This is a genomic window from Nocardioides rotundus, from assembly GCF_019931675.1.
GTDB lineage: Bacteria > Actinomycetota > Actinomycetes > Propionibacteriales > Nocardioidaceae > Nocardioides > Nocardioides rotundus.
Map to the genome: position 1 here is coordinate 2,883,500 of NZ_CP082922.1, position 25,524 is coordinate 2,909,023.

Genomic DNA, 25,524 nt, shown 5'->3' on the forward strand with positions numbered 1-25,524 from the left:
AAAGGGTGACCGGTCAGCGCCCGGCGAGCTGTCGCGCCGGAGTGACCAGCAGCCGGGTCGGGATCGAGGAGGCCGAGCGCAGGTGGATGTTCTGCAGCAGGCCGACCGCCAGCATCGAGGCGAAGACCGAGGAGCCGCCGTAGGACACGAAGGGCAGCGGGACACCGGTCACCGGCATGATCCCCAGGCACATCCCGATGTTCTGGAAGGCCTGGAAGCCGAACCAGCAGGCGATGCCCGCCGCCGCGATCCGGCCGAACATGTCGTCGGTGGCCGCGGCGATCGCCAGCGCCCGCCAGATCACCACGCACAGCAGCAGGATCACCATGCCGGCGCCCAGCAGGCCGAGCTCCTCGCCGGCGACGGTGAAGATGAAGTCCGTGTGCTGCTCGGGCACGAACCCCGAGCGGGTCTGGGAGCCGTCGAAGAGCCCCTGCCCGACCAGGCCGCCGTTGCCGACCGCGATCCGGGCCTGCTCGGTGTTGTATCCGGCGCCCCGGGGGTCCAGGCCGGGGTTGGTGAAGGCCAGGAACCGGTCGACCTGGTAGTCCTTGAGCACCCCGAGCGCCACCGCGGAGACCGCCGCGGTCAGCCCGCCGACCAGGAGCAGGGCCAGCCAGCGGCGGGGCGTCCCCGCGGCGGCCAGCACGCCGAAGACGGTGGCCGCGAGCACCAGCATGGTGCCCAGGTCGGGCTGCAGCAGGATGAGGACGGCCGGCACGCCGGCGATCGCGAGCATGCCCAGCACGTCGACCAGGCCGACCTGGTGGCGCCACCGGCCCTCGGCCCGCTCGGCGACGAAGAGCGCCATCCCGATCACCACGGCGAGCTTGGCCAGCTCCGAGGGCTGCAGGGAGAAGCCGCCGATGCTCAGCCACGAGCGGGATCCGTTGATCGTCTGCCCCGCCACCAGCACCAGGACCAGCCCGATCACCGCGGCGACGTAGGCCAGCGGCGCGAGGATCCGCACGGTGCGATGGTCGGTGGCCAGCACCATCACCATCAGCACCAGGCCGATGGCGATGTTGACCAGCTGCTTGGTGAGGTACGCCGTCGGGTCGCCGCCGGTGAGCACGTCGCGCGGCGCGGTGGCCGACCAGACCAGCAGGGCGCCGGTCATCAGCAGGAGCAGGACGGCTCCGAGCAGGATCAGGTCCAGCCCGGGGACGCGCAGCGAGCGTCGGTTCGTCGCCATGGGCTCAGCCCTCCTCACCGGTCGGGGGCGGCATGATCGAGCCGTCCCGCAGGAACTGCGGCAGCCGCTGCGGCGGGGTCACCCCGTCGATGGCGGCCTCGTCCCGGACCACCTGGCTGCCGCGGACGCCGTACAGCTCCTCGTAGATCTTGCGGATGCCGGCACCCGAGGAGCCGGAGCCGGTGCCGCCCTGGCTGACCATCATCACCACGACGTAGTCCTTGGTGTAGGACGCGACCCAGCCGGTCGTCTGCTTGCCGTAGACCTCGGCGGTGCCGGTCTTGGCCCGGATGGTGACCTGGTCCAGCGGGAAGCCGCCGAGCTTCCAGGCCATCGTTCCCACCGACGCGACGTTCTGCAGAGCGCCGTCGATGTAGTCCAGGATCCGCTGCGGGACGTCGACCTTGCCGACCGCCTTCGGTCGGATCTCGCGCTTGACCTTGCCGTCGGGGTCGACGATCGCCTTGCCCACCCGGGGGGCGTAGAGGGTGCCGCCGTTGGCGAACGCGGCGTAGGCACGCGCCAGCTGCATCGGCGTGACCATGGTGTCGCCCTGCCCGATCGCGAAGTTCGCGGCGTCACCGGCGCGGTAGGCGTAGCCCTCGGCGCAGAACTCGCGGGCGAACAGGCGCAGGTAGGAGCTGGTGTCGGGCTTGGGGTTCTCGGCGATCTCGCAGTAGTAGTCCTTCTGCGCGTCGTAGTACTCCTTCTTCCACTTCCGGTCCGCGATCCGGCCCGACGCCTCGCCCGGGACGTCCACGCCGGTCCGCTTGCCGAAGCCGAACATCTTGGCGGTCTGGACCAGCGGGTCCTTGGCGTTCACGTCGTCGACGTCGCTGCCGTACTTCTGCCAGAAGTTGTAGCCGACCTGGTAGAAGAAGGTGTTGCAGGAGACCTCGAGCGCCTTGGCGAAGTCGATCGTGCCGTAGGCGCCGGACTCGAAGTTCTTGAACGTCCGGTTGCCGATCTGCACGCCCGACGGGCAGCCCAGGACGGAGTCGGTGGAGTAGCCGTTGGTGAGGGCTCCCGCCGCCATCATCGGCTTCCAGGTCGACCCGGGGGCGAACTGGCCCTGGGTGACGCGGGAGAGCAGCGGAGTGCCGGCCTCGTCGGAGTAGAGCCGGGAGAGCTCCTTCTCGGTGATGCCGCCCACCCACAGCCCAGGGTCGTACGTCGGCTGGCTCGCGGCCGCGATCACCCGGCCGGTGTCGGCCTCGAGCACGACCGCGGCGCCCGCGTCGGCGACGTACTTGCGACCGGTGACCGGGTCGGTGACGTTGCGGGCGTCCCGCATGGCCTTGGCCAGCTGGCGCTCGACGACGCCCTGCACCTTGGCGTCGATGGAGGTGACCAGGGTGTCGCCCGGGGTGGCCTCCTGAACGGCGTCGTCGTCGAGCACCTTGCCCATGGAGTCCACCGCGACCGAGCGGTAGCCGGGCATGCCGCGCAGCCACTTGTCGTACTGCTTCTCCACGCCCGCCCGGCCGACCGAGGAGGCGCCGTTGACCGACTGGTCGCCGGTCTCGCGGGCCTTGTCGTACTCGTCCTCGGTGATCGGGCTGAGGTAGCCGAGCACGTGCGCCATGTTGACGCCGAACGGCCGCGGGTAGTCCCGCACCGACTGCTGCTCGGCGAGCACCGCGGGGAAGTCTTCCGGCTGCTCCAGGATGCGCAGGGCGACGCCCTTCTTCACGTCCTTGGCGACCGGCACCGGCTGGTAGGGCGAGCCGTTCCAGCAGGTGCCGACCTCACTGCCCGGCTCCCCGCAGGTCAGCAGCCGGGCGCGGATCCGGTCCAGGGACACGTCGGTCGCGGTGGACACCCGCTTGAGCAGCGTGCGCTGGTCCCGCTCGCTCATCCGGCCCAGCATCGTGGTGTCCACCGAGACCACCCAGGCGGACCGGTTGGCCACCAGGGGGCGGCCCTCCGCATCGACGATCAGGCCGCGGTCGGGCTGGACGACGATCTCCCGGATCGACTGGTTGGCGGCCTGGGCGCGGTAGGACTCCCCGCCGACGACCTGCAGGTAGTAGAGCCGGACGACCAGCGTGGCGAACAGGGAGAACACCAGCGCCTGGATCACGATCAGCCGCAGCCGGCTCTTCTCCGAGCCGGCGCTCACAGGCCCACCCTGCGCGGCTCCAGGCTGCTGAACAGCTTCATCACCGGCGGCAGCACGAACGGGGTGAGCAGGATGTCCCACAGCACGCCGATGCCGATCACGGCCAGCGCTCCGGGGACCTGGGTGGACTGGTCACCGAGCAGCAGCCCGCTGAGGGCGAAGACGGAGGTGCCCACGAAGGACGAGGCGGCCACGGCCAGCACCACGGCGGTGGCGGTTGGGCGTGCGGCGAAGCCGGGCGAGTCCTGCCGGACCCGGCCGGCGACGTAGCCCACCAGCACCAGCGCGAGCGCCCAGCGGCCGGCGATGTGGTCGGCCGGCGGGGCGAGGTCCAGCATCACCCCGGCGACGAAGCCGAGCAGCATGCCGAACTGCGGGCCCCGCGCCAGCGCGGCGCCGGCGACCACGAGCAGGCAGAGGTTGGGGACGATGCCCTGCCAGGCGATGTGCGGGAAGAACGTCACCTGGACCACGAGGGCCAGCGTGACGACCAGCAGGCCGACCAGGGCGCGGACGAGGCTCACTTCAGGCTCCCGTCCGCCTCGACGACCGCCCGGTCGCCGCGGGTGCCCGAGGGCACGACGACGCCGACCAGGTCCAGGGAGGTGAAGTCCGCGAACGGCTCGATGACCGCCCGCTGCGTGGTCTCGCGCGGGCTGGCGAAGACCGAGGTGACCTTGCCGATCGGGATGCCGCCGACGTAGGGCGCACCGTCCCGGCTGCCCCAGGTGACGACCGTGTCGCCCTTCGCCGGGACCACCGTGGTGTCGACCAGCTCCAGGTCCAGCCGTGCGTCGCTGCCCAGCACGTCCCGGCCGCGGAGGAAGCCGATCTCCATGCTCTCCCCCACGCGGCCCCCGACCACGGAGTCGGCGTCGAGGATGAGCAGCACGGTCGCGGTCGTCCGGGTCGTCCGGATCACCCGGCCGACCAGCCCGTCGGCGTTGACCACGGTCTGGTCGGGGCGGATCCCTGACGAGGCGCCGCCGTCGATGGTGACGGTCCGGGTGAACGCCTGCGCCGGGCCGTAGGCGATGACCCGCGCGGGCACCAGCGCCCGGCCGGCGTCCTTCGCGGCGGCCGTGAGGTCGTCGTACTCCGCGAGCCGGTTGCGGTCGAGGGCGGAGGTGTTCACCTGCTGGCGCAGCTCGGCGTTCTCGTTCTCCAGGCGGGTGACGTCGTCGCGCAGGTCCGACTGGCTCTGGAACCACTGCGGCACCGCCAGGAAGGGGCGTACGGCGGAGTCGGCGCCGGCCTCGACCGGGCCGAGGGCCTCCCCCGCCACCCGCCGGGCCGGCTCGATCGGCGAGGCGGAGCCGCCCTGCTGGTCCAGGGTGATCAGGGTGACCGAGGCGAGCAGCAGCGCCACCAGCAGCGCGCGGCCCCCGCCGCCGCTGCGTTCCTCGTCGAAGCGGTCGGTGGCCCGCCAGCGTCGCTCGCGACGGTCCCCCGAGCCCAGACCCCGTGGCTCGGCCATCAGAACCGCCGGGGGTCGGTGACGAGGACCTGCTGGAGCGCCTCGAACTCCTCCACGCACTTGCCGGCGCCGAAGGCGACCGAGGTGAGGGGGCTCTCGGCGACGTGGACGGGCATCCCGGTCTCGTGACGCAGCCGCTCGTCCAGGCCGCGCAGCAGCGCACCGCCGCCGGTGAGCACGATGCCGCGGTCCATGATGTCGCCGGCCAGCTCGGGCGGCGTCTGGTCCAGGGTGTGCCGGACCGCGTCGACGATGGCGTGCAGCGGCTCCTCGATCGCCTGGCGCACCTCGGCGCTGGAGACCACCACGGTACGGGGCAGGCCGCTGACCATGTCGCGGCCGCGGATCTCGGCCTCCGGCTCGTCGGGGAGCGGGAAGGCCGAGCCGAGGCTCATCTTCATCTCCTCGGCGGTGTGCTCCCCCAGCATGAGGGAGTACTCCTTCTTCATCCAGGCGATGATCGCCTGGTCCAGGTCGTCGCCCGCGGTGCGGATGGAGAGGCTGGTGACGATGCCGCCGAGGCTGATCACCGCGACCTCGGTGGTGCCGCCGCCGACGTCGACGACCATGTTGCCGGTCGCCTCGTGCACCGGCAGCCCGGCACCGATCGCGGCGGCCATCGGCTCCTCGACGATGTAGACCCGCCGCGCGCCCGCCTGGTAGCCGGCCTCCTTGACCGCCCGCTGCTCGACCGCGGTGATCCCGCTGGGGACGCAGATGACCACCCGCGGCTTGGCGAAGTAGCGGCGCCGGTGGACCTGCTGGATGAAGAAGCGCAGCATCTGCTCGGTGGCCTCGAAGTCGGCGATCACGCCGTCCTTCAGCGGCCGGATCGGGGTGATCGCCTCGGGCGTGCGGCCGATCATCCGCTTCGCCTCGTGGCCGACGGCCAGCACCTCGCCGGTGCCGGAGTTGAGCGCGACGACGGACGGCTCGTCCAGGAGCACGCCCTTGCCGCGGACGTAGACGAGCGTGTTGGCGGTCCCGAGGTCGACAGCCATGTCCCGGCCGATGATGCTGTTCGCCATGTGACGCAGTGCCTCGCGGGTCGGTGGTGGGGGAAGATCCGGGGGACGCAGCCCTCGCGACCCCTGTGCATGAGGGTAGGTACGACGAGCCGCGCGGGCGTGCCGCCACGCCGACGGGTTCCCCGCTCTCGGAGTTTTCCGGGCCCCCGTGCTAGTGCTCCCGGGTGGGTGTGCGACTCGCCGGCGCCACCGGCCGGTCCCACTCCGGGTCCACGGGCGGCCCGAGGAGCGGGTCGTGCACCGGGCGCACCCGCACCACGTCCTCGGTGTCCCCCACGACGATCCGGCCGAGGTTGGCCAGCGACTCCGAGTCGTGGTCGAAGTAGGCACGATGGTCGCCCGGCGACACGGTCGGGCCACGATCCCGCTCCTCGGCCGCGAACCGCTGGGCGCCCCACGTGTCCTCCGCCGGGTCGTCGCCCAACCCGCCCCCGGCGACTCCACCGTTGGCCCAGCCGTGGTCGGCGAGGTAGGGGACCGGGTCGCGACTGTTGCGCCCGACCCAGACGCTCGTGGAGTCCAGGCCAGTCTCGCGGGCGTGGTCGGTGCCCGACCCCGCGCCCGGGCTGCCGAGGAGCACCAGCTCGTCCGCGCCCGGGAGGCCGCCGTCCGCGGCGCCGACGGTCGCGGTGGTGGCGCCGTAGGAGTGGCCGACCACGGTGACGTGCGGGTCGTCGGCCCTGGCGGCGCCGATCGTGTCCAGGTCCCGGCCCAGCAGCATTCCGCCGCGGGCCGCGTGTCCCTCGGCGACCACGCCGAGGGCGTCGGCGCCCCGCTCGCCGGGGAGTCCGTTGTCGGGGGCGTCGTACCCGATCCAGGCGATCACCGCGGTGCTCTCCCCCGGCGCGGTGAAGCGGGCGGCGTCGTGCACCGCGCGCGCCCGCTCAGCCAGTCCCGGGATGTCGCCGGCGTCGGTGCCCAACCCGGGCACCTGGACCGCGATGTTCTCGGCCCGGTCCAGGTCGCCCACCGCGACCGCTACTCGGCCGTCCCCGTCGAAGGCCCAGGGGTCGTAGGCCCACAGCTGCAGCGGGATCGGCGCCCCCGTGACGGGGTCGGTGTACGTCGACCCGCGCTCCAGCGTCGCCCGGAGAGCGCGCAGGTGCTCGAGGACCTCGCGGGTCCGGGGGCCCGGGTCCGGCAGAGCCTCCAGCCGGGCCAGGTCCCGGGCCAGCCGCGCGCGGTTGACCGCGTCCCGGGCGGCCGCGCTCGGCGGCTCGGCCCCCTCCAACGGGCCCGCGGGCAAGCCCACCGGTGCGACCGCGGCCGACAGTCTGGTGGCCGCTCCTGTAGGCGGCCGCTCGCTCCAGAGCAGTTCCGCGAGCGCCCGGTCGTGCTCGGCGGCCTCCGACTCCAGGGCCCGGCGCTCCTCGGCCCAGCGCATCACCGCCGGTCCGGGGGAATCCGGCAGGGCGGCCAGCCGGGCGTGCTCGCGGTCGGACCGGTCCAACGCGCTCTCGATCCGGCGGGCGTGCGCAGCCCAGCCGTCGACCGCGCGGGCGACCCGGCGCAAGGAGCCCGCGGCGGTGTCGAGGCCCTCGGCCGACGCGGAGAGCGAGGCGGTCCAGGTGCTCGCGGCACGGCCCGACCAATCCCGGGGGCGGCTGGTCCGTGCCGTCTCCTCGGCCTCGGCGCAGTCCCCGGCGCAGCGCAGCAGGTTCCCGGCGAACGCCTCGACCGCGGGCGGGTCGCGGGGACGCCGCGGCGGGAGCGGGGGCAGGGCCGGACCGGGTGTCGGCGGGGCGGTGGTCGTCATGCCGCGGTCCCGCCGAGGGCCGTCAGTCGGGCCGCGACGGCGCGGTCCGTCGTCCTCACGTCGTCGACGAACCGGCCGAGCCCGTCGACCCGCCGCTCGGCGTCACGCGCGAGCGCCTCCACCAGCGCCGCCCAGTCCTGCAGGAACACCCGGGCCGCGGGCAGCGCCGGCCCCGGGAGGCCGTCGACGGGGGCAGCGGCGAGCAGCGCAGCGGTCCGGGTGAGCAGCTCGGCCTGCTCGCCCCAGCGCGCGGTCAGGGCTCGCAGCTCCTCGGGCGGGAGGCACAGCTCGGCGTCGTCCATGCGCCCAGCCTGCCGCCGCCCGCCGGCCTGCCGGGCCGACGTACTCGCAGCTGTGGACAGGGCCCGTCGCGACAGGGCCTGTGGACGGGTAGTGGCCCGGTCAGCCCAGGTTCGGGAACCAGAGCCCGATCTCGCGGGCAGCCGACTCGGGGCTGTCGGAACCGTGCACGAGGTTCTGCTGCACCTTCTCACCCCAGTCGCGGCCCAGATCGCCGCGGATGGAGCCGGGCGCGGCGGTGGTGGGGTCGGTGGCGCCGGCCAGGGAGCGGAAGCCCTCGATGCAGCGCTCGCCCTCGAGCACCATCGCCACGACCGGGCCGGAGAGCATGAACTCCACCAGCGGGTCGTAGAACGGCTTGCCCTGGTGCTCGGCGTAGTGCTCGGCCAGCAGCTCGGGGGTCGCCTCGCGCAGCTCGAGCGCCACCGGGCGGTAGCCCTTCGCCTCGATCCGGCGCAGCACCTCCCCGGTGAGGCCGCGGCGGACGCCGTCGGGCTTGACCAGGACCAGGGTGCGCTCGCTTGCCATGGTGCCGGAGCCTAGCCGTCACGAGCGGAATCCGGATGACGACCCCGCGAACTCCGGGAACGATGAGGGCATGAGCGAGCGCCCTCCCCTGCCCACGCCGACGCTGGTGACCGACCGGCTGCGGCTGCGGCCGGTGGACGAGGACGATGCCGACGCCCTCGTCGCGCTGATGAGCGATGCCGACGTACTGCGCTACTGGGACGAGCCGCCGTGGGCCGACGCGGGTCGCGCCGCGGGCTTCGTCGAGCAGAGCCGGCGACGGGCCGAGGAGAGGTCGGGCGCGCGGCTGATCATCGACCGCCGTACGGACGGGGCCTTCCTTGGCTGGTGCAGCCTCAACGGATGGGACCCGGACGTCCGCAGCGCCGGGCTCACCTACGTCCTGACCCGGCCGGCCTGGGGGCGGGGCTATGCGACCGAGGCCGCCGGCGCGCTGCTCGGCTGGGCCTACGACACCCTCGACCTGAACCGGGTGCAGGCCGAGGCCGACACCCGTAACCATGCTTCGCGTCGGGTGCTGGAGAAGCTCGGCTTCGTGCACGAGGGCACGCTGCGCGAGGACTGCGTCGTCGACGGCGAGGTCTCCGACTCCTGGGTCTTCGGCCTGCTGCGCCGCGACTGGCGCTCGGCATAGCTGCCACGACTGCTCTCGGCCTATCTGCGTCGGTGGAAGGTGACGGTGTTGTCGGCGTGGATCACGGTCTGGTAGGTCGGGTCGTGTGCTCGTCGGTGGTGGTGGGGGCAGTAGAGGCGGCAGTCGTGGAGGTTGGTGTGGCCGTGGTCGCGGGCCCATTGTCGGTCGTGGTGGGCGTGACAGCCTGAGGGTGGGATGGTGCAGCCGCGGGCGGTGCAGCCGCGGTCGCGGATCCCGAGCGCGATGCGCTGGGCTTTCGAGTGGAAGCGGCGTGACCGGCCGAGGTCGAGGACCTCGGAGGGGCCGCCGAGGACGGCGGGGATGATCCCGGCTTCGCAGGCCAGGCGGCGGGCGGTGCCGGCGTCGATGCGGTCGCCGTTGTCCAGGGTCGCTGTTCCGATGCCAGAGAGCAGGGTGTCGAGGTTCATGGTGACCACGACCTGGGCGTTCACCCCGCCGGTCTCGGGCAGCTGGTCGGTCGGGTAGCGCTCGATGAGCTCCCCGAACGCATGGCCATGGCGTTCGGGCACCGAGCGCCAGTCCCCGGTGGTGGGGTCTTTCAGGTCGTCGTGGTCGTGGCGTTTGGGGTTAGCGATGGCGTGGATGGCTTGGCGGAGCATCGCGCCTTGGTGGGCGGGGATGGTGAAGGTGCCGTGGGTGCGGCCGTGGCCGTCGTCGTACATCGTCAGCGACGCGCCCTGGGCGGCGGCCGCTGCTTCTTTGGCGAGGACCTTCTGTTCGTGGGATTCCCCGACCTCCGGCGCCACGACGTCCAGAATCCCTTTCCCGAGGCGACGCAGTCCGTCGGCGTCGAAGTCCGCCGCGTCGGTGAGCAGCCGGTCCCGCGCCTGGGCCTTGGTCGCGTTGTCGATGGTGTCGGGGAGGGCATTGACGGAGCGGAGGATCACTGCGGCCTGATCGGCCCGGATCTGACCGGCGGCGAGCGCGGTCGCGACCGGCGCGTTGGCGTCGTAGCCCAGCTCCAGCCCGAACTTCAGCAGGCGGCGGGCCTCGCGGAGGGTGACCCGGGTGGCATCGGCGTACCAGGCCGCGGTCGAGCGGTGTCCGCTCTGGTGGTGCAGGGCGCGGCGGTCAGCGTCGGCGACGGTGCGGGCCAGGGCGTGGGTAAGCCTCCCGGTGGCGGCGGTGAGGTGCTGCACCAGTCCCGCGACCTGGTCATCGGAGAGTCCCGTCAACGACAGGTCGCCCAGCCCGTCGAGCACCGCCTCCAGCCCGGCCGAGAGCGCCTCCAACCGCGCCGACGCCCCCGTCCCGGGGGCATGCCACTCCCCAGACGGTGGGTCGGGGACCAGGGAGACCATGAGAGGGACCTTCCGGCGGGATGCGGATGCTGTAATGATTCGATCATAGTATCGAATGTGATCGGAGACACTGCTTCCTTGGTCTACGACAATCGGCGGCAAACCATCCCAAAGACACCGATTCTGCCGCCGACTTGGCGTCAACAAGCGCCGACTCGGCGTGAAGTAGCGCCGACCGGGGGTGAACAAGCGCCGACTCGGCGTTGTCGGTGATGCAGAGAACTTGTGCATGAGATTTATGCACAATTAGTGTGCACTGCATGGCCAAGCCCGCCGACCCCTTCCGCCTGGATGCCACCTCGTTGCGCGTCCTCGCCCACCCCCTCCGCTCGAGGCTGCTGATGACGCTCAGGATCGACGGCCCGGCTACCGCGACGGAGCTGGCCGAGAAACTGGAGACGAACACCGGCGCGACCAGCTACCACCTCCGCCAGTTGGAGGAGGTCGGACTGGTCCGCGACTCGGGCACTGGCAGCGGCCGGAGGAGGGTCTGGGAGGCCGCGACCCGTGGCCACTCGTGGGAGCCCAGCGACTTCGCCGGCGACCCCGACGCGGAGGCCTCCCTGGCCTGGCTGAGCGACTTCTACCGCTCGCTCCACATGGAGCGAGCCGACCAGTGGGCCCGCAACCAGCGACAGTGGCCCCCCGCGTGGCGCGACGCCCTCGGCTCCGGCGACGACGCCGTCACCCTCACATCCGAGCAGGCGGTGGCGCTGGGTGAGGAGCTGCGCGAGGTGATCGCCCGCTACCGCGACCTCGGCGAGGACGCGCCCGGCGCCGCGCGGCTGCACCTGTTCTACGACCTGTTCCCCTTCGACGACGAGCCGCCGCAGGAGCAGTCGTGACCGAGACCCTCTCCCCCGCCGCGGCCCGGCGGGTCTTCCTGCTACTGACCCTGACCCGCTGGTTCCCGGTCGGGATCGTCGGGAGCCTGATCATCCTCTGGGCGCTCGAGCAGGGCCTGCCGATCTCGCTGGCCCTGCTCGCCTTCTCCGCCCAGGGCTTCGTCACCCTGCTCCTGGAGCTGCCCACCTCCGGCTTCGCCGACGCGTTCGGACGACGGGCCGTCTTCCTCGCCTCGGGGGTCGTCAACGTCGTCGCCGCCGCCGTCATGGTGCTGGCCGACTCGCTGGCGACCTTCGCCGTCGCCGCGGCCCTGCAGGGCGTCTACCGCGCGCTGGACTCCGGCCCGCTGGAGGCGTGGTACGTCGACACGCTGCACGTCACCGAGCCGGACGCCGACCCGGACGGGACGCTCGCCGCCCAGGGCACCGTCGTCGGCCTGTCCATCGCCGCCGGCGCCCTGCTCTCGGGCGCGCTCGTCGCCTGGAACCCGCTGCATCTGGACTCCGCCCTCGAGCTGCCGATGTGGACCTGGGTGGTGCTGGCGGTGATCCACCTGATCGCGATCGCGGTCCTGCTCAAGGAGCCGCCAGTCGGCACCGGCGCAGGCTGGGCGCGGGCCCGACAGTCGGTCCGCGAGGCGCCCCAGGTGGTCCGGGAGGGCATCGGGCTGCTGGCCCGCAACCGGGTGCTGCTCGCGCTCGTTCTGGTCGAGGTGTTCTGGTCGGTCGGCATGGTCACCTTCGAGTCCTTCATGCCGGTCCGGCTGGCCGAGCTGGTCGGCGGCGAGGAGCGCGCGGGTGCGCTGATGGGTCCGGTGTCCGCCGGCGGCTGGGCGGTCTTCGCCCTCGGCTCGGCGCTGGCCGGGCTGACCAGCAGGCGCCTGGGCGCGACCCGTACGGCGATGCTCGCGCGGGTCCTCAACGGCCTCGGCGCCGTGGCCATGGGCCTGGCCGCGGGCCCGGTGGCGCTGATCGTGGCCTACCTGGTCACCTACGGCCTGCATGGCTCCGCGGGGCCGGTCCACGCGACCCTGCTGCACCGCGAGGCCACCCGCCGCAACCGGGCGACGGTGCTGTCGATGAACTCGATGGTCGCCTTCGCGGCCTTCGCCGTCGCCGGGCCGCTGCTGGGCTTCCTCGCCACCGGGGTCAGCACCCAGGTCGCCATGGTCACGGCCGGCGCCTTCAGCATCCTCGGGGTGCTCTGCTACCTCCCCGCGCTGCACGCGGAGCGGGCCCGGGCTCAGTCGCCGGCGCCCTCGGCCTCGTAGGCGGCGTACGCCGCGGCGCGCTCCCGCTCGATCTTGCGCCCGAGGAGGTACGCCGTACCCCACAGCAGCGCGAAGATCCCGCCCAGCAGGAACATCATCGGGATCACGAAGCCCAGCCCGATCGCGGCCACCTGGATCGCCCACCCGGCGAGATACCCCGCCTCGGAGCGCAGCAGCCCCGCGACCACGAAGCACGCGACGGCCAGGCCCAGCCCGACGATCAGCGCGATGGTGGTGTCCACCTGCGCGACGGCGATCATCACCGGCGTGGTCAGGCCCAGGACGATGCCCTCCAGGGCCAGGACGGCGGCGCACATCCCCCGGCGGGGCGAGCGCTCCGCGGCCGCGCCGCTCATGCGGGGGTCGTCCCGCGGCTCTTGAGCAGCGTGCGCGCCTCGCCCACCGTCACCACGGAGCCGGTGACCAGCACCGCGCCCGAGCCCAGCGGGTCGCCGGAGCCCTGCTTCTCCTCGGCCAGCGCCGCGGCACGGTCGATCGCGTCGGCCAGGCGCGGCTCGACGCTGACCCGGTGGTCGCCGTACAGGTCGGCCGCCAGCTCCGCGAGCTCGCGGACCGGCATGGCGCGCGGCGTGGAGTTCTGCGTGACCACGATGTGCTCGAGCACCGGCTCGAACGCGGCCAGCACGCCCTCGACGTCCTTGTCCTCCATCACCGAGACGACCCCGATCAGCGGGTCGAAGCGGAAGGAGTCGCGCAGCGCCTCCACGGTGGCCTCCGCCCCCGCGGGGTTGTGCGCGGCGTCGAGCAGGATGGTCGGCGAGCGGCGGATCACCTCCAACCGGCCGGGCGAGGTGACCTCGGAGAATGCCGTGCGCACCAGCTCGTCGTCCAACGGCTCGTCCCCGCCGACGAACGCCTCGACCGCGGCCAGCGCGACGGCGGCGTTCTGCGCCTGGTGGGCGCCGTACAGCGGAAGGAAGACCTCGTCGTAGCGTCCCCGCAGCCCCTGCAGCGACACCGACTGGCCGCCCACCGCCGGGACCCGGTCGACCACGCCGAACTCCAGGCCCTCGCGCACGGGGGTCGCGCCGACCTCCTGGCAGCGCTCCATCAGCACCGCGGCCACCTCCGGCGTCTGCTGAGCCAGTACGGCGGTCGCGCCGGCCTTGATGATCCCGGCCTTCTCCCGGGCGATCCCCTCCACGTCATCGCCGAGCAGGTGCGCGTGATCCACCGCGATCGGGGTGACCACCGCCACCGAGCCGTCGGCCACGTTGGTGGCGTCCCAGCCGCCGCCCAGCCCGACCTCGACGATCGCGACCTCGACCGGCGCGTCGGCGAAGGCGGCGTAGGCCATCGCGGTGATCGTCTCGAAGAAGCTCAGCGGGTAGGGCTGGCTCGCGTCGACCAGCTCCAGGTAGGGGGCGATGTCGTTGAACGCCCGGACGAACTCCTCGTCGGTCAGCGGGGCGCCGTCCAGGCTGATCCGCTCGCTCATCCGCTCCACGTGCGGGCTGGTGTAGCGCCCGGTGCGCAGCTCCAGGGTGCGCAGCAGGGTGTCGATCATCCGGCTGGTGGAGGTCTTGCCGTTGGTCCCGGTCAGGTGGATCACCGGGTAGGACCGCTGCGGGTCGCCGAGCAGCTCGGTGAACGCGCGGATCCGGTCCAGGGAGGGCTCGAGCCGGGTCTCCGGCCAGCGGGAGAGCAGGGCGTCCTCGGCCTCGGCGAAGGTCTCGGCCAGGCGCGCGTGGGGTGTCTCGGTCATGGCACCGCGAGTCTAGGGGGCGCGGGGGTGGAACTGGTTTTCGCCGCCCGGCGCCCCGCTCCTAGACTCGACCACCATGACGACCACCTCACCGCAGCCCGAGCCGACGACCGCCGACCCGCGCGGCGTCGTCGTACCCGAGCGCCCGGCGCTGGAGGGGCTGGAGGAGAAGTGGTCGGCCCGCTGGGCCGCGGACGACACCTACGCCTTCGATCGCACCCAGCCGCGGGAGAGCGTCTTCTCCATCGACACCCCGCCGCCGACGGTGAGCGGCTCCCTGCACGTGGGGCACGTCTTCTCCTACACCCACACCGACCTGATCGCGCGCTACCAGCGGATGCGCGGCAAGAGCGTCTTCTACCCGATGGGCTGGGACGACAACGGCCTGCCGACCGAGCGCCGGGTGCAGAACTACTTCGGCGTGCGGTGCGACCCGTCGCTGCCCTACGACCCGGACTTCACTCCCCCGGAGAAGCCGGACCCGAAGCGGCAGATCCCGGTCAGCCGGCCCAACTTCATCGAGCTGTGCGAGCAGCTGGTGGAGAAGGACGAGCAGGTCTTCGAGTCGCTGTGGCGCACCCTGGGCCTGTCGGTGGACTGGAGCCAGCACTACACGACGATCGGCAAGAAGGCCCAGGAGGCCAGCCAGCGGGCGTTCCTGCGCAACTTCGCCCGGGGCGAGGCCTACCTCTCCGAGGCGCCGACCCTGTGGGACGTCACCTTCCAGACCGCGGTCGCGCAGGCCGAGCTGAAGGCGCAGGAGTACGACGGCCACTACCACCGGGTGCACTTCCACCGGCCCGACGGCGAGACCGTCGACATCGAGACGACCCGCCCCGAGCTGATCCCCAGCGTGGTCGCGCTGATCGCTCACCCTGACGACGAGCGGTACGCCGGCCTGTTCGGCACCACGGTCACCTCGCCGGTCTTCGGTGTGGAGATCCCGGTGCTCGCGCACGCGGCGGCCGAGCCGGACAAGGGCTCCGGCCTGGTCATGTGCTGCACCTTCGGCGACCTCACCGACGTCATGTGGTGGCGCGAGCTGGACCTGCCCGTGCACACGGTGATCGGCCGCGACGGCCGGCTCACCCGCGAGACCCCGGCCTGGCTGTCCGCCGAGCCGGCTGCGGCGGCGTACTCCGAGCTCGCCGGCAAGACCGCCTTCTCCGCGCGCGCCGCGATGGTCGACCTGCTCCGTGGGAGCGGCGACCTGGTGGGTGAGCCCACGCCGACCAAGCGGATGACCAACTTCTACGAGAACGGCGACAAGCCGCTGGAGATCGTCGCCACCCGGCAGTGGTACATCACCAACGGCGGCCGCGACGTCGACCTGCGCCGCGAGCTCGTCGAGGACGGGAACCAGATCACCTGGGTGCCCGCCCACATGCGCAGCCGCTACGAGAACTGGGTGAGCGGCCTCAACGGCGACTGGCTGATCTCGCGCCAGCGCTACTTCGGCATCCCGTTCCCGGTCTGGTACCCCCTCGACGAGCACGGCGAGCCGGACTACGACCACCCACTGCTGCCGCGGGAGGCCGACCTCCCCATCGACCCGTCCACCGACGCCCCGGCCGGCTACACCGCCGACCAGCGCGGGAAGCCCGGCGGCTTCATCGGCGACCCCGACGTGATGGACACCTGGGCCACCTCCTCCCTCACCCCGCAGATCGCCGGCGGCTGGGAGACCGACCCCGACCTGTTCGAGCGGGTCTTCCCGATGGACCTGTGCACCCAGGCGCACGACATCATCCGGACCTGGCTGTTCTCCCGGGTCGTCCGCGCGCACTTCGAGCACCACGAGGTGCCGTGGTCGCACGCCATGCTCTCGGGCTGGATCCTGGACCCGGACCGGAAGAAGATGTCGAAGTCCAAGGGCAACGTGGTCGTCCCCGACGAGATCCTCGAGCGCTTCGGCACCGACGCGGTCCGCTGGCGCGCGGCGATGGCCCGGCCGGGCATGGACTCCCCCTTCGACGAGACCCAGATGAAGGTCGGTCGCCGGCTGGCGATGAAGGTGCTCAACGCCTCCCGCTTCGTGCTGGGCAACGTCGGCGCGACCGCGCTGGACCCCGCCGCGGTCACCGAGCCGGTCGACCGCGCGATGCTGGCGCGGCTGGGCCAGGTGGTCGAGCAGGCCACGGCGGCCTTCGACCGCTACGACTACACCAGCGCGCTGGAGGTCACCGAGAAGTTCTTCTGGGAGTTCTGCGACGACTACCTCGAGCTGGTCAAGGAGCGGGCCTACGACGCCGAGGGCGGCGAGCGCACCGCCTCGGCCCGCGCCGCGCTGGCGATCGCGCTGAGCGTCCAGCTGCGACTGCTCGCGCCGTTCCTGCCCTATGTGACCGAGGAGGTCTGGTCGTGGTGGCAGGACGGCTCGGTGCACCGGGCCTCGTGGCCCACGACCGGCGAGCTGGGCGCGTCCGCCACCGCGGACGCCGCCGTCCTGGACGCGGTGGCCGCCGCGCTGACCGGCATCCGGGGCGCGAAGTCCCAGGCGAAGGTCAAGATGCGCACCCCGCTCTCCCGGGTGGAGATCACCGGCCCGGCGGCCCAGGTCGAGGCCGTGCGCCTCGCCGAGGGCGACCTGCGCGCGGTCGGCTCGATCGTCGGCGACCTGGTGCTCACCGCCGACGACGCCGCCGCGGAGCTGGCCGTGGACGCGGAGGTCGCGCCCGAGGCGTGAGCCTCACTGGTGGCCGCGGCCCCGCGCCGTCACCGTCCGGTGGTGGCCCTTCCCTCGGGCCTTGCCGTGCTGCTGGCCACGGGCCTTGCCGTGCTGGCCACGGGCCTGGCGGTGCTCCCGGCCCGCCGCCGCAGCCTGGCCGGACCTGCCGCGCACGTCCCCACGCTCGCTCGCGGCCTGACCGGGCGGCGTGACCTGCCCCCGGGCCGCGGCCTGCGCGGGCGTCGCCCGGTGCGCCGGCGCCGCGGCGGCGGTTCGCCGTTCGGGAGTCCTCGCGCGCTCGGCCCTGGCGACGGCGGGGCGGGCCGCCTGCACCCGCGGCCGCACGACGGCCGGACGAGCGACCACCGCGTGCGCAGCAGCGGACGTGCGCTCCGTGTGCTCCCTACGCGCCGGAGCCGGCGTCTCCTCGGCGGCCGGCTGAGGTACGGCGCGCTCGGCGAGCTCGCCGACGGGCTCGGCCGCCACCACGACCCGGTGCCAGCCCGGCACCAGCCCCTCGAAGCCGTGCGCTCGGACCTGGTAGCCCATCACGAGCACGCCGATCATCGCCAGCAGGATGAAGGCCGCCAACGGCCGCTTGTGCTCAGCGCTCACCGGTGAGGGCCTCCTGTGCGTTTCACCTGTCCGTCCACCCCCGGACGGGAGTGGGAGGCCTCATTCTCCCGTGGGGGACCGACCCCGTCAGCGGAATCGGGAAACTCGCGGAGACGAGTCTCAGGCGGACTTCTTCTTCTTGGTCTCGCGCGGGACCATCGTCGGCGCCACGCCGTCCTCGACCACCTCGCGGGTGAGGATCACCTTGGCGACGTCCTCGCGCGAGGGCACGTCGTACATCACGTGCAGGAGGACCTCCTCGATGATCGCGCGCAGCCCGCGGGCGCCGGTGCCGCGCTCGAGCGCCTGGTCCGCGATCGCCTGGACGGCGTCCTCGGCGAACTCCAGCTCGACGCCGTCGAGCTCGAAGAGCTTCTGGTACTGCTTGACCAGGGCGTTACGGGGCACGGTGAGGATCTCGACCAGCGCCTCCTGGTCCAGCTTGCTCACGGCCGCGATCAGCGGGAGCCGGCCGATGAACTCGGGGATCAGCCCGAACTTCGTCAGGTCCTCGGGCCGGACCTGCTGGAGCAGGTCGTCGGCCTCGCGCTCGGCCTGGCCGCGCACCTCCGCGGTGAAGCCGAGGCTCTTCTTGCCGACCCGCTGCTCGATGATCTGCTCCAGCCCGGCGAAGGCGCCGCCGACGATGAACAGGATGTTCGTGGTGTCGATCTGGATGAACTCCTGGTGCGGGTGCTTGCGCCCGCCCTGCGGCGGCACCGAGGCGGTGGTGCCCTCGAGGATCTTCAGCAGCGCCTGCTGCACGCCCTCGCCGGAGACGTCACGGGTGATCGAGGGGTTCTCCGCCTTGCGGGCCACCTTGTCGATCTCGTCGATGTAGATGATGCCGGTCTCGGCCTTCTTGACGTCGTAGTCGGCGGCCTGGATCAGCTTGAGCAGGATGTTCTCGACGTCCTCGCCGACGTAGCCCGCCTCGGTCAACGCGGTGGCGTCGGCGATCGCGAACGGCACGTTGAGCATCCGCGCGAGCGTCTGGGCGAGGTAGGTCTTGCCGCAGCCGGTCGGGCCGATGACCAGGATGTTGGACTTGGCGACCTCGACCTGCTCCTCGCGGGAGTGCTTGCCGCTGAGCGGCTGCAGCCCGGCCTGCACCCGCTTGTAGTGGTTGTAGACCGCGACGGAGAGCGACTTCTTCGCCGTCTCCTGGCCGATCACGTAGGAGTTGAGGAACTCGAAGATCTCCTTGGGCTTCGGCAGCTCGGCGAACTCGACCTCCGAGCCCTCGGCCAGCTCCTCCTCGATGATCTCGTTGCACAGGTCGATGCACTCATCGCAGATGTAGACACCCGGTCCCGCGATGAGCTTCTTGACCTGCTTCTGGCTCTTCCCGCAGAACGAGCACTTGAGCAGGTCACCTCCGTCACCGATTCGTGCCACGGGTCGTTCCTTCCGGGTGGTGGGGCTGGCAGGTCGTGAAGTGGGAGACCCAGATGGCCGACCGTACCCCGTCCCGGCCCCGGGCGGGGGCCGGACACGGGGTCGGCGGTCGGTTCACCTGACGCCTCAGCCGAGCTTGAGCGCGGCCTCGCGCGATTCCAGCACGGCGTCGACCAGGCCGTACTCCACGGCCTGCTCGGCGGTGAGGATCTTGTCGCGCTCGATGTCCTGACTGACCTGCTCGATGTCCTTGCCGGAGGAGTCGGAGATCATCTTCTCCAGCAGCTCGCGCATCCGCAGGATCTCGTTGGCCTGGATCTCGATGTCGGAGGTCTGGCCGAACGTGCCCTCGGTGTAGGGCTGGTGGATCAGGATCCGGCTGTTCGGCAGCGCCAGGCGCTTGCCCGGGGTGCCCGCCGCCAGCAGGATCGCGGCCGCGGAGGCGGCCTGGCCCAGGCAGACGGTCTGGATGTCGGGCTTGATGAACCGCATCGTGTCGTAGATCGCGGTCAGCGCGGTGAACGAGCCACCGGGGCTGTTGATGTAGATCTGCACGTCGGTGTCGGGGTTCATCTGCTCCAGCACGAGCAGCTGGGCCATGACGGCGTTGGCGACGTCGTCGGAGATCGGCGTGCCGAGGAAGATGATCCGGTCCTCGAACAGCTTGGCGTAGGGGTCGATGCGGCGGAAGCCGTAGGAGGTGCGCTCCTCCCACTGCGGGATGTAGTAGTTCACGCGTCACTCCCCTTCTGGTGGGCCGGCCGTCCCTCGTCCGCGGCCTCGCGGGCGTTGGTGATGACCTTGTCGATGAAGCCGTACTCCTGGGCCTCGGCGGCGGTGAACCAGCGGTCGCGGTCGGCGTCGGTGGTCACCTGCTCCAGGCTCTGGCCGGTGTGCTGGGAGATGAGCTCGAGCAGCACCTTCTTGATGTGCAGGGACTGCTGCGCCTGGATCTTGATGTCGGAGGCCGACCCGCCCATGCCCGAGGAGGGCTGGTGCATCATGATCCGCGAGTGCGGCAGCGCGTAGCGCTTGCCGTGGGTGCCGGCGCACAGCAGGAACTGGCCCATCGAGGCGGCCAGGCCCATGCCGACCGTGGCGACGTCGTTGGGGATGTAGTTCATGGTGTCGTAGATCGCCATGCCCGCGTCCACCGAGCCGCCGGGGCTGTTGATGTGCAGGAAGATGTCCGCCTCGGGGTCCTCCGCGGACAGCAGCAGCAGCTGGGCGGCGATCGCGTTCGCGTTCTGGTCGCGAACCTCGCTGCCCAGGAACACGATGCGCTCACGCAGCAGCCGCTGGTAGATGTGGTCGTCAAGGCCGTACGTCGGGACGCCGCCGCCGTTGGACTGCGGCGCCCGCTCGTCGGCGGTGCTCGAGGTGTGGTTCGGGTTCACGTTCGCGACCCTAGCCCGAAGCACGGACAGAGCCACGCCCCATCCCGCCCTGTTCGCCCACAGCGCACGTGCCCGCGGTTCGGCGTGTCACGCTGTGCCGCGTGGACCCGCTGCTCGACGCCCTCCCCGCGGCGGGCGAGCTCGCGGTGCTGGCGGTCGCGGCCGTGCTCATCGGCCTGGCCAAGACGGCCGTCGGCGGCCTGGCCAGCATCTCGGTGGCGGCCTTCGCCGCGGTCCTCCCCGCGCGCGAGTCCACCGCCGCCGTGCTCCTCCTGCTGCTGGTGGGCGACGTCTACGCCGTGCGCCACTACCGCCAGCACGCCGACGTGACCCTGCTGCGCCGGCTGCTTCCCGCCGTGGTCCCCGGCGTGCTGCTCGGCACGCTCCTGCTCGCCACGGTCGAGGACCAGGTGCTGCGCCGGCTGATCGGCACCCTCCTGCTCCTGCTGGCGGTGCTCCAGGTGCTGCTGTGGCGTCGCGGCAGCCGCACCGAGGGTACGGCGGCCCGGCCGGTCGCCACCTGGGCGACCGGCACGGCGATCGGGTTCACCACGATGGTCGCCAACGCCGGCGGCCCGGTGATGACGCTCTACCTCCTCGCCCTGGGGGTGGGGAAGCTGCGCTTCCTCGGCGTCACCTCGTGGTTCTTCCTCCTGCTCAACCTCGCCAAGGTGCCGTTCTCCCTCGCGCTGGGGCTGTTCACCACCGTCGTGCTCGCCACGGCCGCCGTGCTGTGGCCGGGGGTGCTGCTGGGCGCCTGGCTCGGCACCCGGATCGTCCGCCGGATCAGCGACCGGCAGTTCGAGGTCGCGGTGCTGGCGGCGTCCACGCTGGCCGCCGTACCCCTGCTGCTGTGACGCCGCCCATCAGGTCGTGCCGCGCACCCGGAGGCGGGGCTCGAGCCGGCGCGCGCCCGTCGACGGCGCCCCGGCCAGCCGCTGCTCGACCAGGCCGAGGGCGACGGCGGCCTGACCCGCGGGGTCCTGGCCGACCGAGGTGAGGGAGACGGTGGCCAGCCGCGCCAGCGGGCTGTCGTCGATGCCGACCAGCGCCAGGTCCTCGGGTACGGCGACGCCGGCCCGCAGCGCCGCCTCGCGGATCCCCAGCGCGGCGCGGTCGTTGAACGCCACGACCGCGGTGGGTCGCTCGGCCGCCGACCGCGCGGAGAGCTCGGCCCCGGCCGCCATCCCGGCCTCCTCCGTCGTGCCACCGGCGAGCACCTCGCCCCCGAGGGAGGGACGGGCGCGAACGGCGGCCCGGAACGCCCGCCTCCGCGCCGCGGAGATCTGCCCCCGGCCGCCGTCGACGTGCGCCAGCCGGCGGTGCCCCCGCTCGGCCAGGTGGGCGACCGCGAGCTCCATCAATGCCCGGTCGTCGACCAGGACGCTGTCCCCGGCGGCGCCCAGGTCCCGACCGAGGGCCACGACGGGGCAGGCCGCGTCCAGCTCGGCGAGCCGCTCCGCGGGCAGGCACGGGCCGAGAAGCACCACGGCCTCGCAGCGCGAGTCCCGGACCGTCTCCAGGGCCTCCGCCTCCGAGCGGCGGGCCGTGGTCGTCACCAGCACCAGCTCCAGGCCACGCTCGGCGGCCTCCTCGTCCAGCCCGGCGGCGAGCTCGCCGTGGTAGGGCGAGGTGACGTCGAGGACGACGCCGACCAGCCGGGAGCGTCGTCGGGCGAGCAGGCTCGCGGCGCGGTCGGCCCGGTAGCCCAGCTCCTCAGCCGCCGCCCGGACGCGCTGCCGGGTCGGCTCGCTCGGCCCCGGCCGCCCCCGGAGCACCAGCGACACCGTGGCGGTCGAGACGCCCGCCCGGTCCGCGACGTCCTGCAGTCGGGCGCGGGTCATGGCTCTCCTCCTCAGCGTCGTCGACGTACAAACAAATGTCTTCACAAACCCTTGACACCAAGTCCGCCTCATCAGCATTCTTAAAGCGTTTTATACACCACCGGCTCACGAGCCCCCGGGAGGAGAACCAGATGAGCGCCACCGACATCGGGGTCGCGGTCGTCGGAGCCGGCATGGCCGGCCGCGCCCACTGCGCCGGCTACCGAGCCGCCCCGACGCTCTTCGACCCTCCCCTGCCGCCGATCCGCTACCGCGCGGTCGTCGACGCCGACGCGGACGTCGCGGCCGACGCCGCCGGGCGCTACGGCTACGAGCGCCCGGGCACCGACTGGCGCGAGCTGCTCGAGGACGATGACGTCTCGGTGGTCAGCGTCGTGGTGGCCAACCACCTCCACCGGGAGATGGTCGAGGCGCTCCTGGCCGCCGGCAAGCACGTGCTCTGTGAGAAGCCGCTGGCCGCGAGCCTGGAGGACGCCGAGGCGATGGTCGCCGCCGCGGCCTCCCACCCCGGCCTGGTCGCCGGCACCGGATTCGTCTACCGCCGCCAGCCCGCGGTGGCCGCGATCCGCGACCTGGTCGCGGGCGAGCTGGGCGAGGTGTCGCACTTCAACGGCCGCTACTGGTGCGACTACGCCCGCAGCCCCGAGACGCCGATGGCGTGGCGCTACAAGGGCGGGCAGGGCACCGGCGCGCTGGCCGACATCGGCAGCCACCTGATCGACCTGGCCGAGTTCGTCTGCGGCCCGATGACCCGGGTCGGCGGCGCCGCGTTCACCACGAAGGTCACCGAGCGGGCCGTGCCCATCGGGACGACGTACGGCCACGCGAAGGCCGAGCTGAGCGACGTCATCGAGCCGGTGGAGAACGACGACGTCGCCACCTTCACCGCGCACTTCGCCTCCGGCGCCGTCGGCACCTTCTCGGTGTCCCGGATCGCGCCGGGCCACGCCAACTCGATGGCCTTCGACCTGCTGGCCGAGAACGGCGCGGCGAAGTGGGACATGGACCGGCCCGCCGAGCTCTCCGTGCTGCGTGACCCGCGTGGCGACGGGCTGGACGGCTACAACCAGGTGCTGGTCGGCCCGTCGCTGCCCTACCTCAAGGGCGGCGTCCCGATGGACTTCCCCGGCGTCTCCTTCGGCGTCGGCGACCTCTTCGGCTTCCAGGCCCGCGCGTTCCTCGAGCAGGTCGCGGGGATCGAGGGCCTGCCCCCGGTCGCCGGATTCGCCGACGGCGTCCGCGACCTGACCATCATCGACGCGGTCCGCCGCTCCGCCGAGCAGGGCGGCGCCGTGGTCGACGTCGCCCGCTGACCGGCACCACCCACCCAAGGAGCTCCCATGTACCTCGGCGCCTACGACGCCTGCCTGTTCGACCAGCCGCTGGGCGACGCGCTCGACGTGATCGCCGGGCTGGGCCTGACCAGCGCGGAGATCAACTCCGGCGGCTTCCTCCCGCCGGTCCACCTGCCGGTGGAAGACATCCGCGCCAGCGAGGACGCCCGCCAGGGCTACCTGGAGGAGTTCTCCTCCCGCGGGCTCACCCTCACCGCGCTCAACTGCAACGGCAACCCGCTGCACCCCGACCCCGCGTTCCCGCACCGACAGGACCTGCTGGACAGCCTGGAGCTCGCCGCGCTGCTGGGCGTGAAGCGGGTGGTCACCATGTCCGGCACGCCCGGCGCCGACGCGGGCTCGACCAACCCGGCGTGGAACCCGCTGCCCTGGTGGAGTCCGTTCCTGGACGTGCGCGACCACCAGTGGGAGGTCGCCGTACCGTTCTGGCGCGAGGTGCAGGCCAAGGCGGCCGACCTGGACGTCAAGGTCGCGATCGAGATGCACCCCGGCAACATCGTCTTCAACCCCTCGACCATGCACCGGCTGGCCGAGGAGATCGGCTCCACCCACGTCGGCGCGGAGATGGACCCCAGCCACCTGTTCTGGCAGGGCATCGACCCGGTCCTGGCGGTGGGCGACCTCGGGGAGCTGGTGTTCAACGCCGCCGCGAAGGACACCCGGATCAACGAGGCGGCGAGGATCAACGGCGTGCTCGACGACCGCTTCACCCGGGTCGCCGAGGGCGAGCCGGGATACCTCGCGATGGGCGGCGGCGCCTCGCTCAGCGGGTGGCCGACCGACTCCTCGTGGGACTTCGTCGCGGTCGGGCGCGGCCACGACGTGGCCTACTGGACCGAGTTCCTGCGGGCCCTGGCCGCCGTCGACCCGGACATGCCGGTGAACATCGAGCACGAGGACGCCGAGCTCGACCAGCTCGAGGGCCTGCGCTTCGCGGCGCAGACGCTGATCGAGGCGGAGCGCGCCCTGTGAGCGAGCCGCTGCGCATCGGCGTCCTCGGCGCCGCCCGGATCGCCGGCCTGTCGATCGTCGCGCCCGCCGCAGCCACCGGCCACCGGCTGGTCGCCGTCGCCGCGCGCGACCCGCGGCGGGCGCGGGGCTTCGCCGCCGAGCACGGCGTGGAGCGCGTGCATGCGACGTACGACGACCTGCTGGCCGACGCGGACGTCGAGGCGGTCTACAACCCGCTCGCCAACGCCCTGCACGGCCCGTGGAACGAGCGCGCGGTCGCAGCGGGCAAGCACGTCCTGGCCGAGAAGCCCTTCGCCGCGAACGCCGAGGAGGCCCGCCGGGTCGCCGACGCGGCCCGGGCGGCGGGCGTGGTGCTGCTGGAGGCCTTCCACTACCCGTTCCACCCGTTGTTCGCCCGGATCGACGAGATCGTCGGCAGCGGCGAGCTCGGGCGGGTGCAGCGGGTCGAGGCGGTGCTGCGGATGCCCGACCCCGGCCCGGACGACCCGCGCTGGTCGTTGGAGCTGGCCGGCGGCGCGGTGATGGATCTCGGCTGCTACGCCCTGCACGCCCTGCGGCGGCTCGGGCTGAGGCACTTCGGCGGCGAGCCCACCGTCCGCTCGGCCACGGCCGAGGAGCGGGTCGGCGGGCCCGGCGTGGACGGGCGTCTCACCGCCGAGCTGGCCTTCCCCGACGGCACCCCGGCGGTGGCGGGGGCGGACATGGACTCCGGCGGCGTGTGGGACTTCCACCTCACGGTCACCGGGTCCGCGGGGACGCTGCATGTCCCGGACTTCCCGCGGCCGCACGAGGACGACAGCCTGACCGTGCGCTCCGCCGACGGCACCGAGCGGGTCGAGCGGCTGGGGTCGCGGTCGAGCTACACCTACCAGCTGGAGGCGTTCGCCGCCGCGGTGCGCGGTGAGCAGGAGCCGCCGTACGACGTCTCCGACAGCGTCCCGCAGGCCGAGCTGATCGACGCGGTGTACGCCGCCGCGGGCCTCGCGCCGCGCCCCGCACTGACCCCCTGAGGGCAGCACGCCGGGGAGCGGAATGCAGGTTTCCCGGGACGGATTCCTGCATTTCGCTCCC

General features: G+C 72.6%; 24 protein-coding genes. 8 read left to right on the forward strand and 16 right to left on the reverse strand.

Going from position 1 to position 25,524, the window contains the following annotated elements; translation table 11 throughout:
- Nucleotides 1-13: 13 nt before the first annotated feature.
- The 8 genes from rodA to ndk all read right to left on the reverse strand — a co-directional run bounded on the left by rodA (nt 14) and on the right by ndk (nt 8,406).
- Nucleotides 14-1,195: a rod shape-determining protein RodA gene (rodA, locus tag K8W59_RS14155; protein ID WP_223394926.1), complete on the reverse strand. Its 1,182-nt coding sequence runs from the start codon at nt 1,193-1,195 to the stop codon at nt 14-16.
- Nucleotides 1,196-1,199: 4 nt separating this feature from the next.
- A complete protein-coding gene (gene mrdA / locus K8W59_RS14160; protein ID WP_223394928.1) occupies nt 1,200-3,317 on the reverse strand; it encodes a penicillin-binding protein 2 in 2,118 nt (705 codons plus the stop codon).
- A complete protein-coding gene (mreD, locus tag K8W59_RS14165) occupies nt 3,314-3,841 on the reverse strand; it encodes a rod shape-determining protein MreD (RefSeq protein WP_223394930.1) in 528 nt (175 codons plus the stop codon). The genes mrdA and mreD overlap by 4 nt, the downstream gene beginning before the upstream one ends.
- On the reverse strand, nt 3,838-4,794 hold the full coding sequence (mreC, locus tag K8W59_RS14170) for a rod shape-determining protein MreC (RefSeq protein ID WP_223394932.1): 957 nt from the start codon (nt 4,792-4,794) through the stop codon (nt 3,838-3,840). The genes mreD and mreC overlap by 4 nt, the downstream gene beginning before the upstream one ends.
- The gene (gene mreB / locus K8W59_RS14175) at nt 4,794-5,822 is read right to left on the reverse strand and encodes a rod shape-determining protein (RefSeq protein ID WP_223394934.1); all 1,029 of its coding nucleotides are present in this window, start codon (nt 5,820-5,822) and stop codon (nt 4,794-4,796) included. The genes mreC and mreB overlap by 1 nt, the downstream gene beginning before the upstream one ends.
- Nucleotides 5,823-5,973: 151 nt before the next feature.
- Nucleotides 5,974-7,578 carry an alpha/beta hydrolase gene (locus tag K8W59_RS14180; protein ID WP_223394936.1) on the reverse strand — a complete coding sequence of 535 codons (1,605 nt, stop codon included), beginning with the start codon at nt 7,576-7,578 and terminating at the stop codon, nt 5,974-5,976.
- The gene (locus K8W59_RS14185) at nt 7,575-7,880 is read right to left on the reverse strand and encodes a hypothetical protein (RefSeq protein WP_223394938.1); all 306 of its coding nucleotides are present in this window, start codon (nt 7,878-7,880) and stop codon (nt 7,575-7,577) included. The genes K8W59_RS14180 and K8W59_RS14185 overlap by 4 nt, the downstream gene beginning before the upstream one ends.
- Before the next feature lie 100 nt (nt 7,881-7,980).
- Complete coding sequence (ndk, locus tag K8W59_RS14190) at nt 7,981-8,406, reverse strand: nucleoside-diphosphate kinase (protein WP_223394940.1); 426 nt, start codon at nt 8,404-8,406, stop codon at nt 7,981-7,983.
- 70 nt (nt 8,407-8,476) lie between these two features.
- On the opposite strand from ndk, the gene K8W59_RS14195 reads away from it, so the two are divergent.
- Nucleotides 8,477-9,040 carry a GNAT family N-acetyltransferase gene (locus K8W59_RS14195; protein ID WP_223394942.1) on the forward strand — a complete coding sequence of 188 codons (564 nt, stop codon included), beginning with the start codon at nt 8,477-8,479 and terminating at the stop codon, nt 9,038-9,040.
- Nucleotides 9,041-9,060: 20 nt separating this feature from the next.
- Here K8W59_RS14195 and K8W59_RS14200 read toward each other — a convergent pair whose 3' ends face one another.
- Complete coding sequence (locus K8W59_RS14200; RefSeq protein WP_223394944.1) at nt 9,061-10,362, reverse strand: HNH endonuclease signature motif containing protein; 1,302 nt, start codon at nt 10,360-10,362, stop codon at nt 9,061-9,063.
- Nucleotides 10,363-10,622: 260 nt separating this feature from the next.
- Here K8W59_RS14200 and K8W59_RS14205 point away from each other — a divergent pair, with 260 nt between their 5' ends.
- Together K8W59_RS14205 and K8W59_RS14210 are read left to right on the forward strand one after the other, a co-directional pair.
- Nucleotides 10,623-11,207, forward strand: coding sequence for an ArsR/SmtB family transcription factor (locus K8W59_RS14205; protein ID WP_223394946.1), 585 nt, complete (start codon nt 10,623-10,625; stop codon nt 11,205-11,207).
- Entirely contained in the window at nt 11,204-12,478 is a 1,275-nt protein-coding gene (locus K8W59_RS14210; RefSeq protein WP_223394948.1) for an MFS transporter, read from the forward strand. The genes K8W59_RS14205 and K8W59_RS14210 overlap by 4 nt, the downstream gene beginning before the upstream one ends.
- Here the strand turns inward: K8W59_RS14210 and K8W59_RS14215 are convergent.
- Nucleotides 12,451-12,834 carry a DUF4233 domain-containing protein gene (locus K8W59_RS14215; RefSeq protein ID WP_223394950.1) on the reverse strand — a complete coding sequence of 128 codons (384 nt, stop codon included), beginning with the start codon at nt 12,832-12,834 and terminating at the stop codon, nt 12,451-12,453. The genes K8W59_RS14210 and K8W59_RS14215 overlap by 28 nt on opposite strands.
- Nucleotides 12,831-14,204 (reverse strand): bifunctional folylpolyglutamate synthase/dihydrofolate synthase, encoded by a 1,374-nt coding sequence (locus K8W59_RS14220; protein ID WP_223394952.1) that lies wholly within the window; start codon nt 14,202-14,204, stop codon nt 12,831-12,833. The genes K8W59_RS14215 and K8W59_RS14220 overlap by 4 nt, the downstream gene beginning before the upstream one ends.
- 76 nt (nt 14,205-14,280) lie before the next feature.
- On the opposite strand from K8W59_RS14220, the gene valS reads away from it, so the two are divergent.
- The gene (gene valS / locus K8W59_RS14225; RefSeq protein WP_223394954.1) at nt 14,281-16,890 is read left to right on the forward strand and encodes a valine--tRNA ligase; all 2,610 of its coding nucleotides are present in this window, start codon (nt 14,281-14,283) and stop codon (nt 16,888-16,890) included.
- A gap of 3 nt (nt 16,891-16,893) precedes the next feature.
- Here valS and K8W59_RS14230 read toward each other — a convergent pair whose 3' ends face one another.
- The 4 genes from K8W59_RS14230 to K8W59_RS14245 form a co-directional block, all read right to left on the reverse strand.
- Nucleotides 16,894-17,487 carry a hypothetical protein gene (locus tag K8W59_RS14230; protein WP_223394956.1) on the reverse strand — a complete coding sequence of 198 codons (594 nt, stop codon included), beginning with the start codon at nt 17,485-17,487 and terminating at the stop codon, nt 16,894-16,896.
- Between the two features lie 120 nt (nt 17,488-17,607).
- A complete protein-coding gene (clpX, locus tag K8W59_RS14235) occupies nt 17,608-18,885 on the reverse strand; it encodes an ATP-dependent Clp protease ATP-binding subunit ClpX (RefSeq protein WP_223394958.1) in 1,278 nt (425 codons plus the stop codon).
- Nucleotides 18,886-19,011: 126 nt separating this feature from the next.
- The gene (locus K8W59_RS14240; protein WP_223394960.1) at nt 19,012-19,620 is read right to left on the reverse strand and encodes an ATP-dependent Clp protease proteolytic subunit; all 609 of its coding nucleotides are present in this window, start codon (nt 19,618-19,620) and stop codon (nt 19,012-19,014) included.
- A complete protein-coding gene (locus K8W59_RS14245; RefSeq protein WP_223394961.1) occupies nt 19,617-20,282 on the reverse strand; it encodes an ATP-dependent Clp protease proteolytic subunit in 666 nt (221 codons plus the stop codon). Before K8W59_RS14245 ends, K8W59_RS14240 begins: the two co-directional genes overlap by 4 nt.
- A 101-nt stretch (nt 20,283-20,383) precedes the next feature.
- Between K8W59_RS14245 and K8W59_RS14250 the strand changes: the two genes are divergently transcribed.
- Nucleotides 20,384-21,139 carry a sulfite exporter TauE/SafE family protein gene (locus K8W59_RS14250; RefSeq protein WP_223394963.1) on the forward strand — a complete coding sequence of 252 codons (756 nt, stop codon included), beginning with the start codon at nt 20,384-20,386 and terminating at the stop codon, nt 21,137-21,139.
- A gap of 9 nt (nt 21,140-21,148) precedes the next feature.
- On the opposite strand, the gene K8W59_RS14255 is transcribed toward K8W59_RS14250, so the two are convergent.
- Nucleotides 21,149-22,126, reverse strand: coding sequence for a LacI family DNA-binding transcriptional regulator (locus tag K8W59_RS14255; RefSeq protein WP_223394965.1), 978 nt, complete (start codon nt 22,124-22,126; stop codon nt 21,149-21,151).
- Between the two features lie 131 nt (nt 22,127-22,257).
- Between K8W59_RS14255 and K8W59_RS14260 the strand changes: the two genes are divergently transcribed.
- From K8W59_RS14260 to K8W59_RS14270, 3 genes are read left to right on the forward strand one after another with little or no spacing between them, the layout of a single operon-like run.
- Complete coding sequence (locus K8W59_RS14260; protein ID WP_223394967.1) at nt 22,258-23,439, forward strand: Gfo/Idh/MocA family protein; 1,182 nt, start codon at nt 22,258-22,260, stop codon at nt 23,437-23,439.
- Nucleotides 23,440-23,466: 27 nt separating this feature from the next.
- Nucleotides 23,467-24,453: a sugar phosphate isomerase/epimerase family protein gene (locus tag K8W59_RS14265; RefSeq protein ID WP_223394969.1), complete on the forward strand. Its 987-nt coding sequence runs from the start codon at nt 23,467-23,469 to the stop codon at nt 24,451-24,453.
- Complete coding sequence (locus K8W59_RS14270; protein WP_223394971.1) at nt 24,450-25,463, forward strand: Gfo/Idh/MocA family protein; 1,014 nt, start codon at nt 24,450-24,452, stop codon at nt 25,461-25,463. Before K8W59_RS14265 ends, K8W59_RS14270 begins: the two co-directional genes overlap by 4 nt.
- The last annotated feature ends 61 nt before the right edge of the window (nt 25,464-25,524 follow it).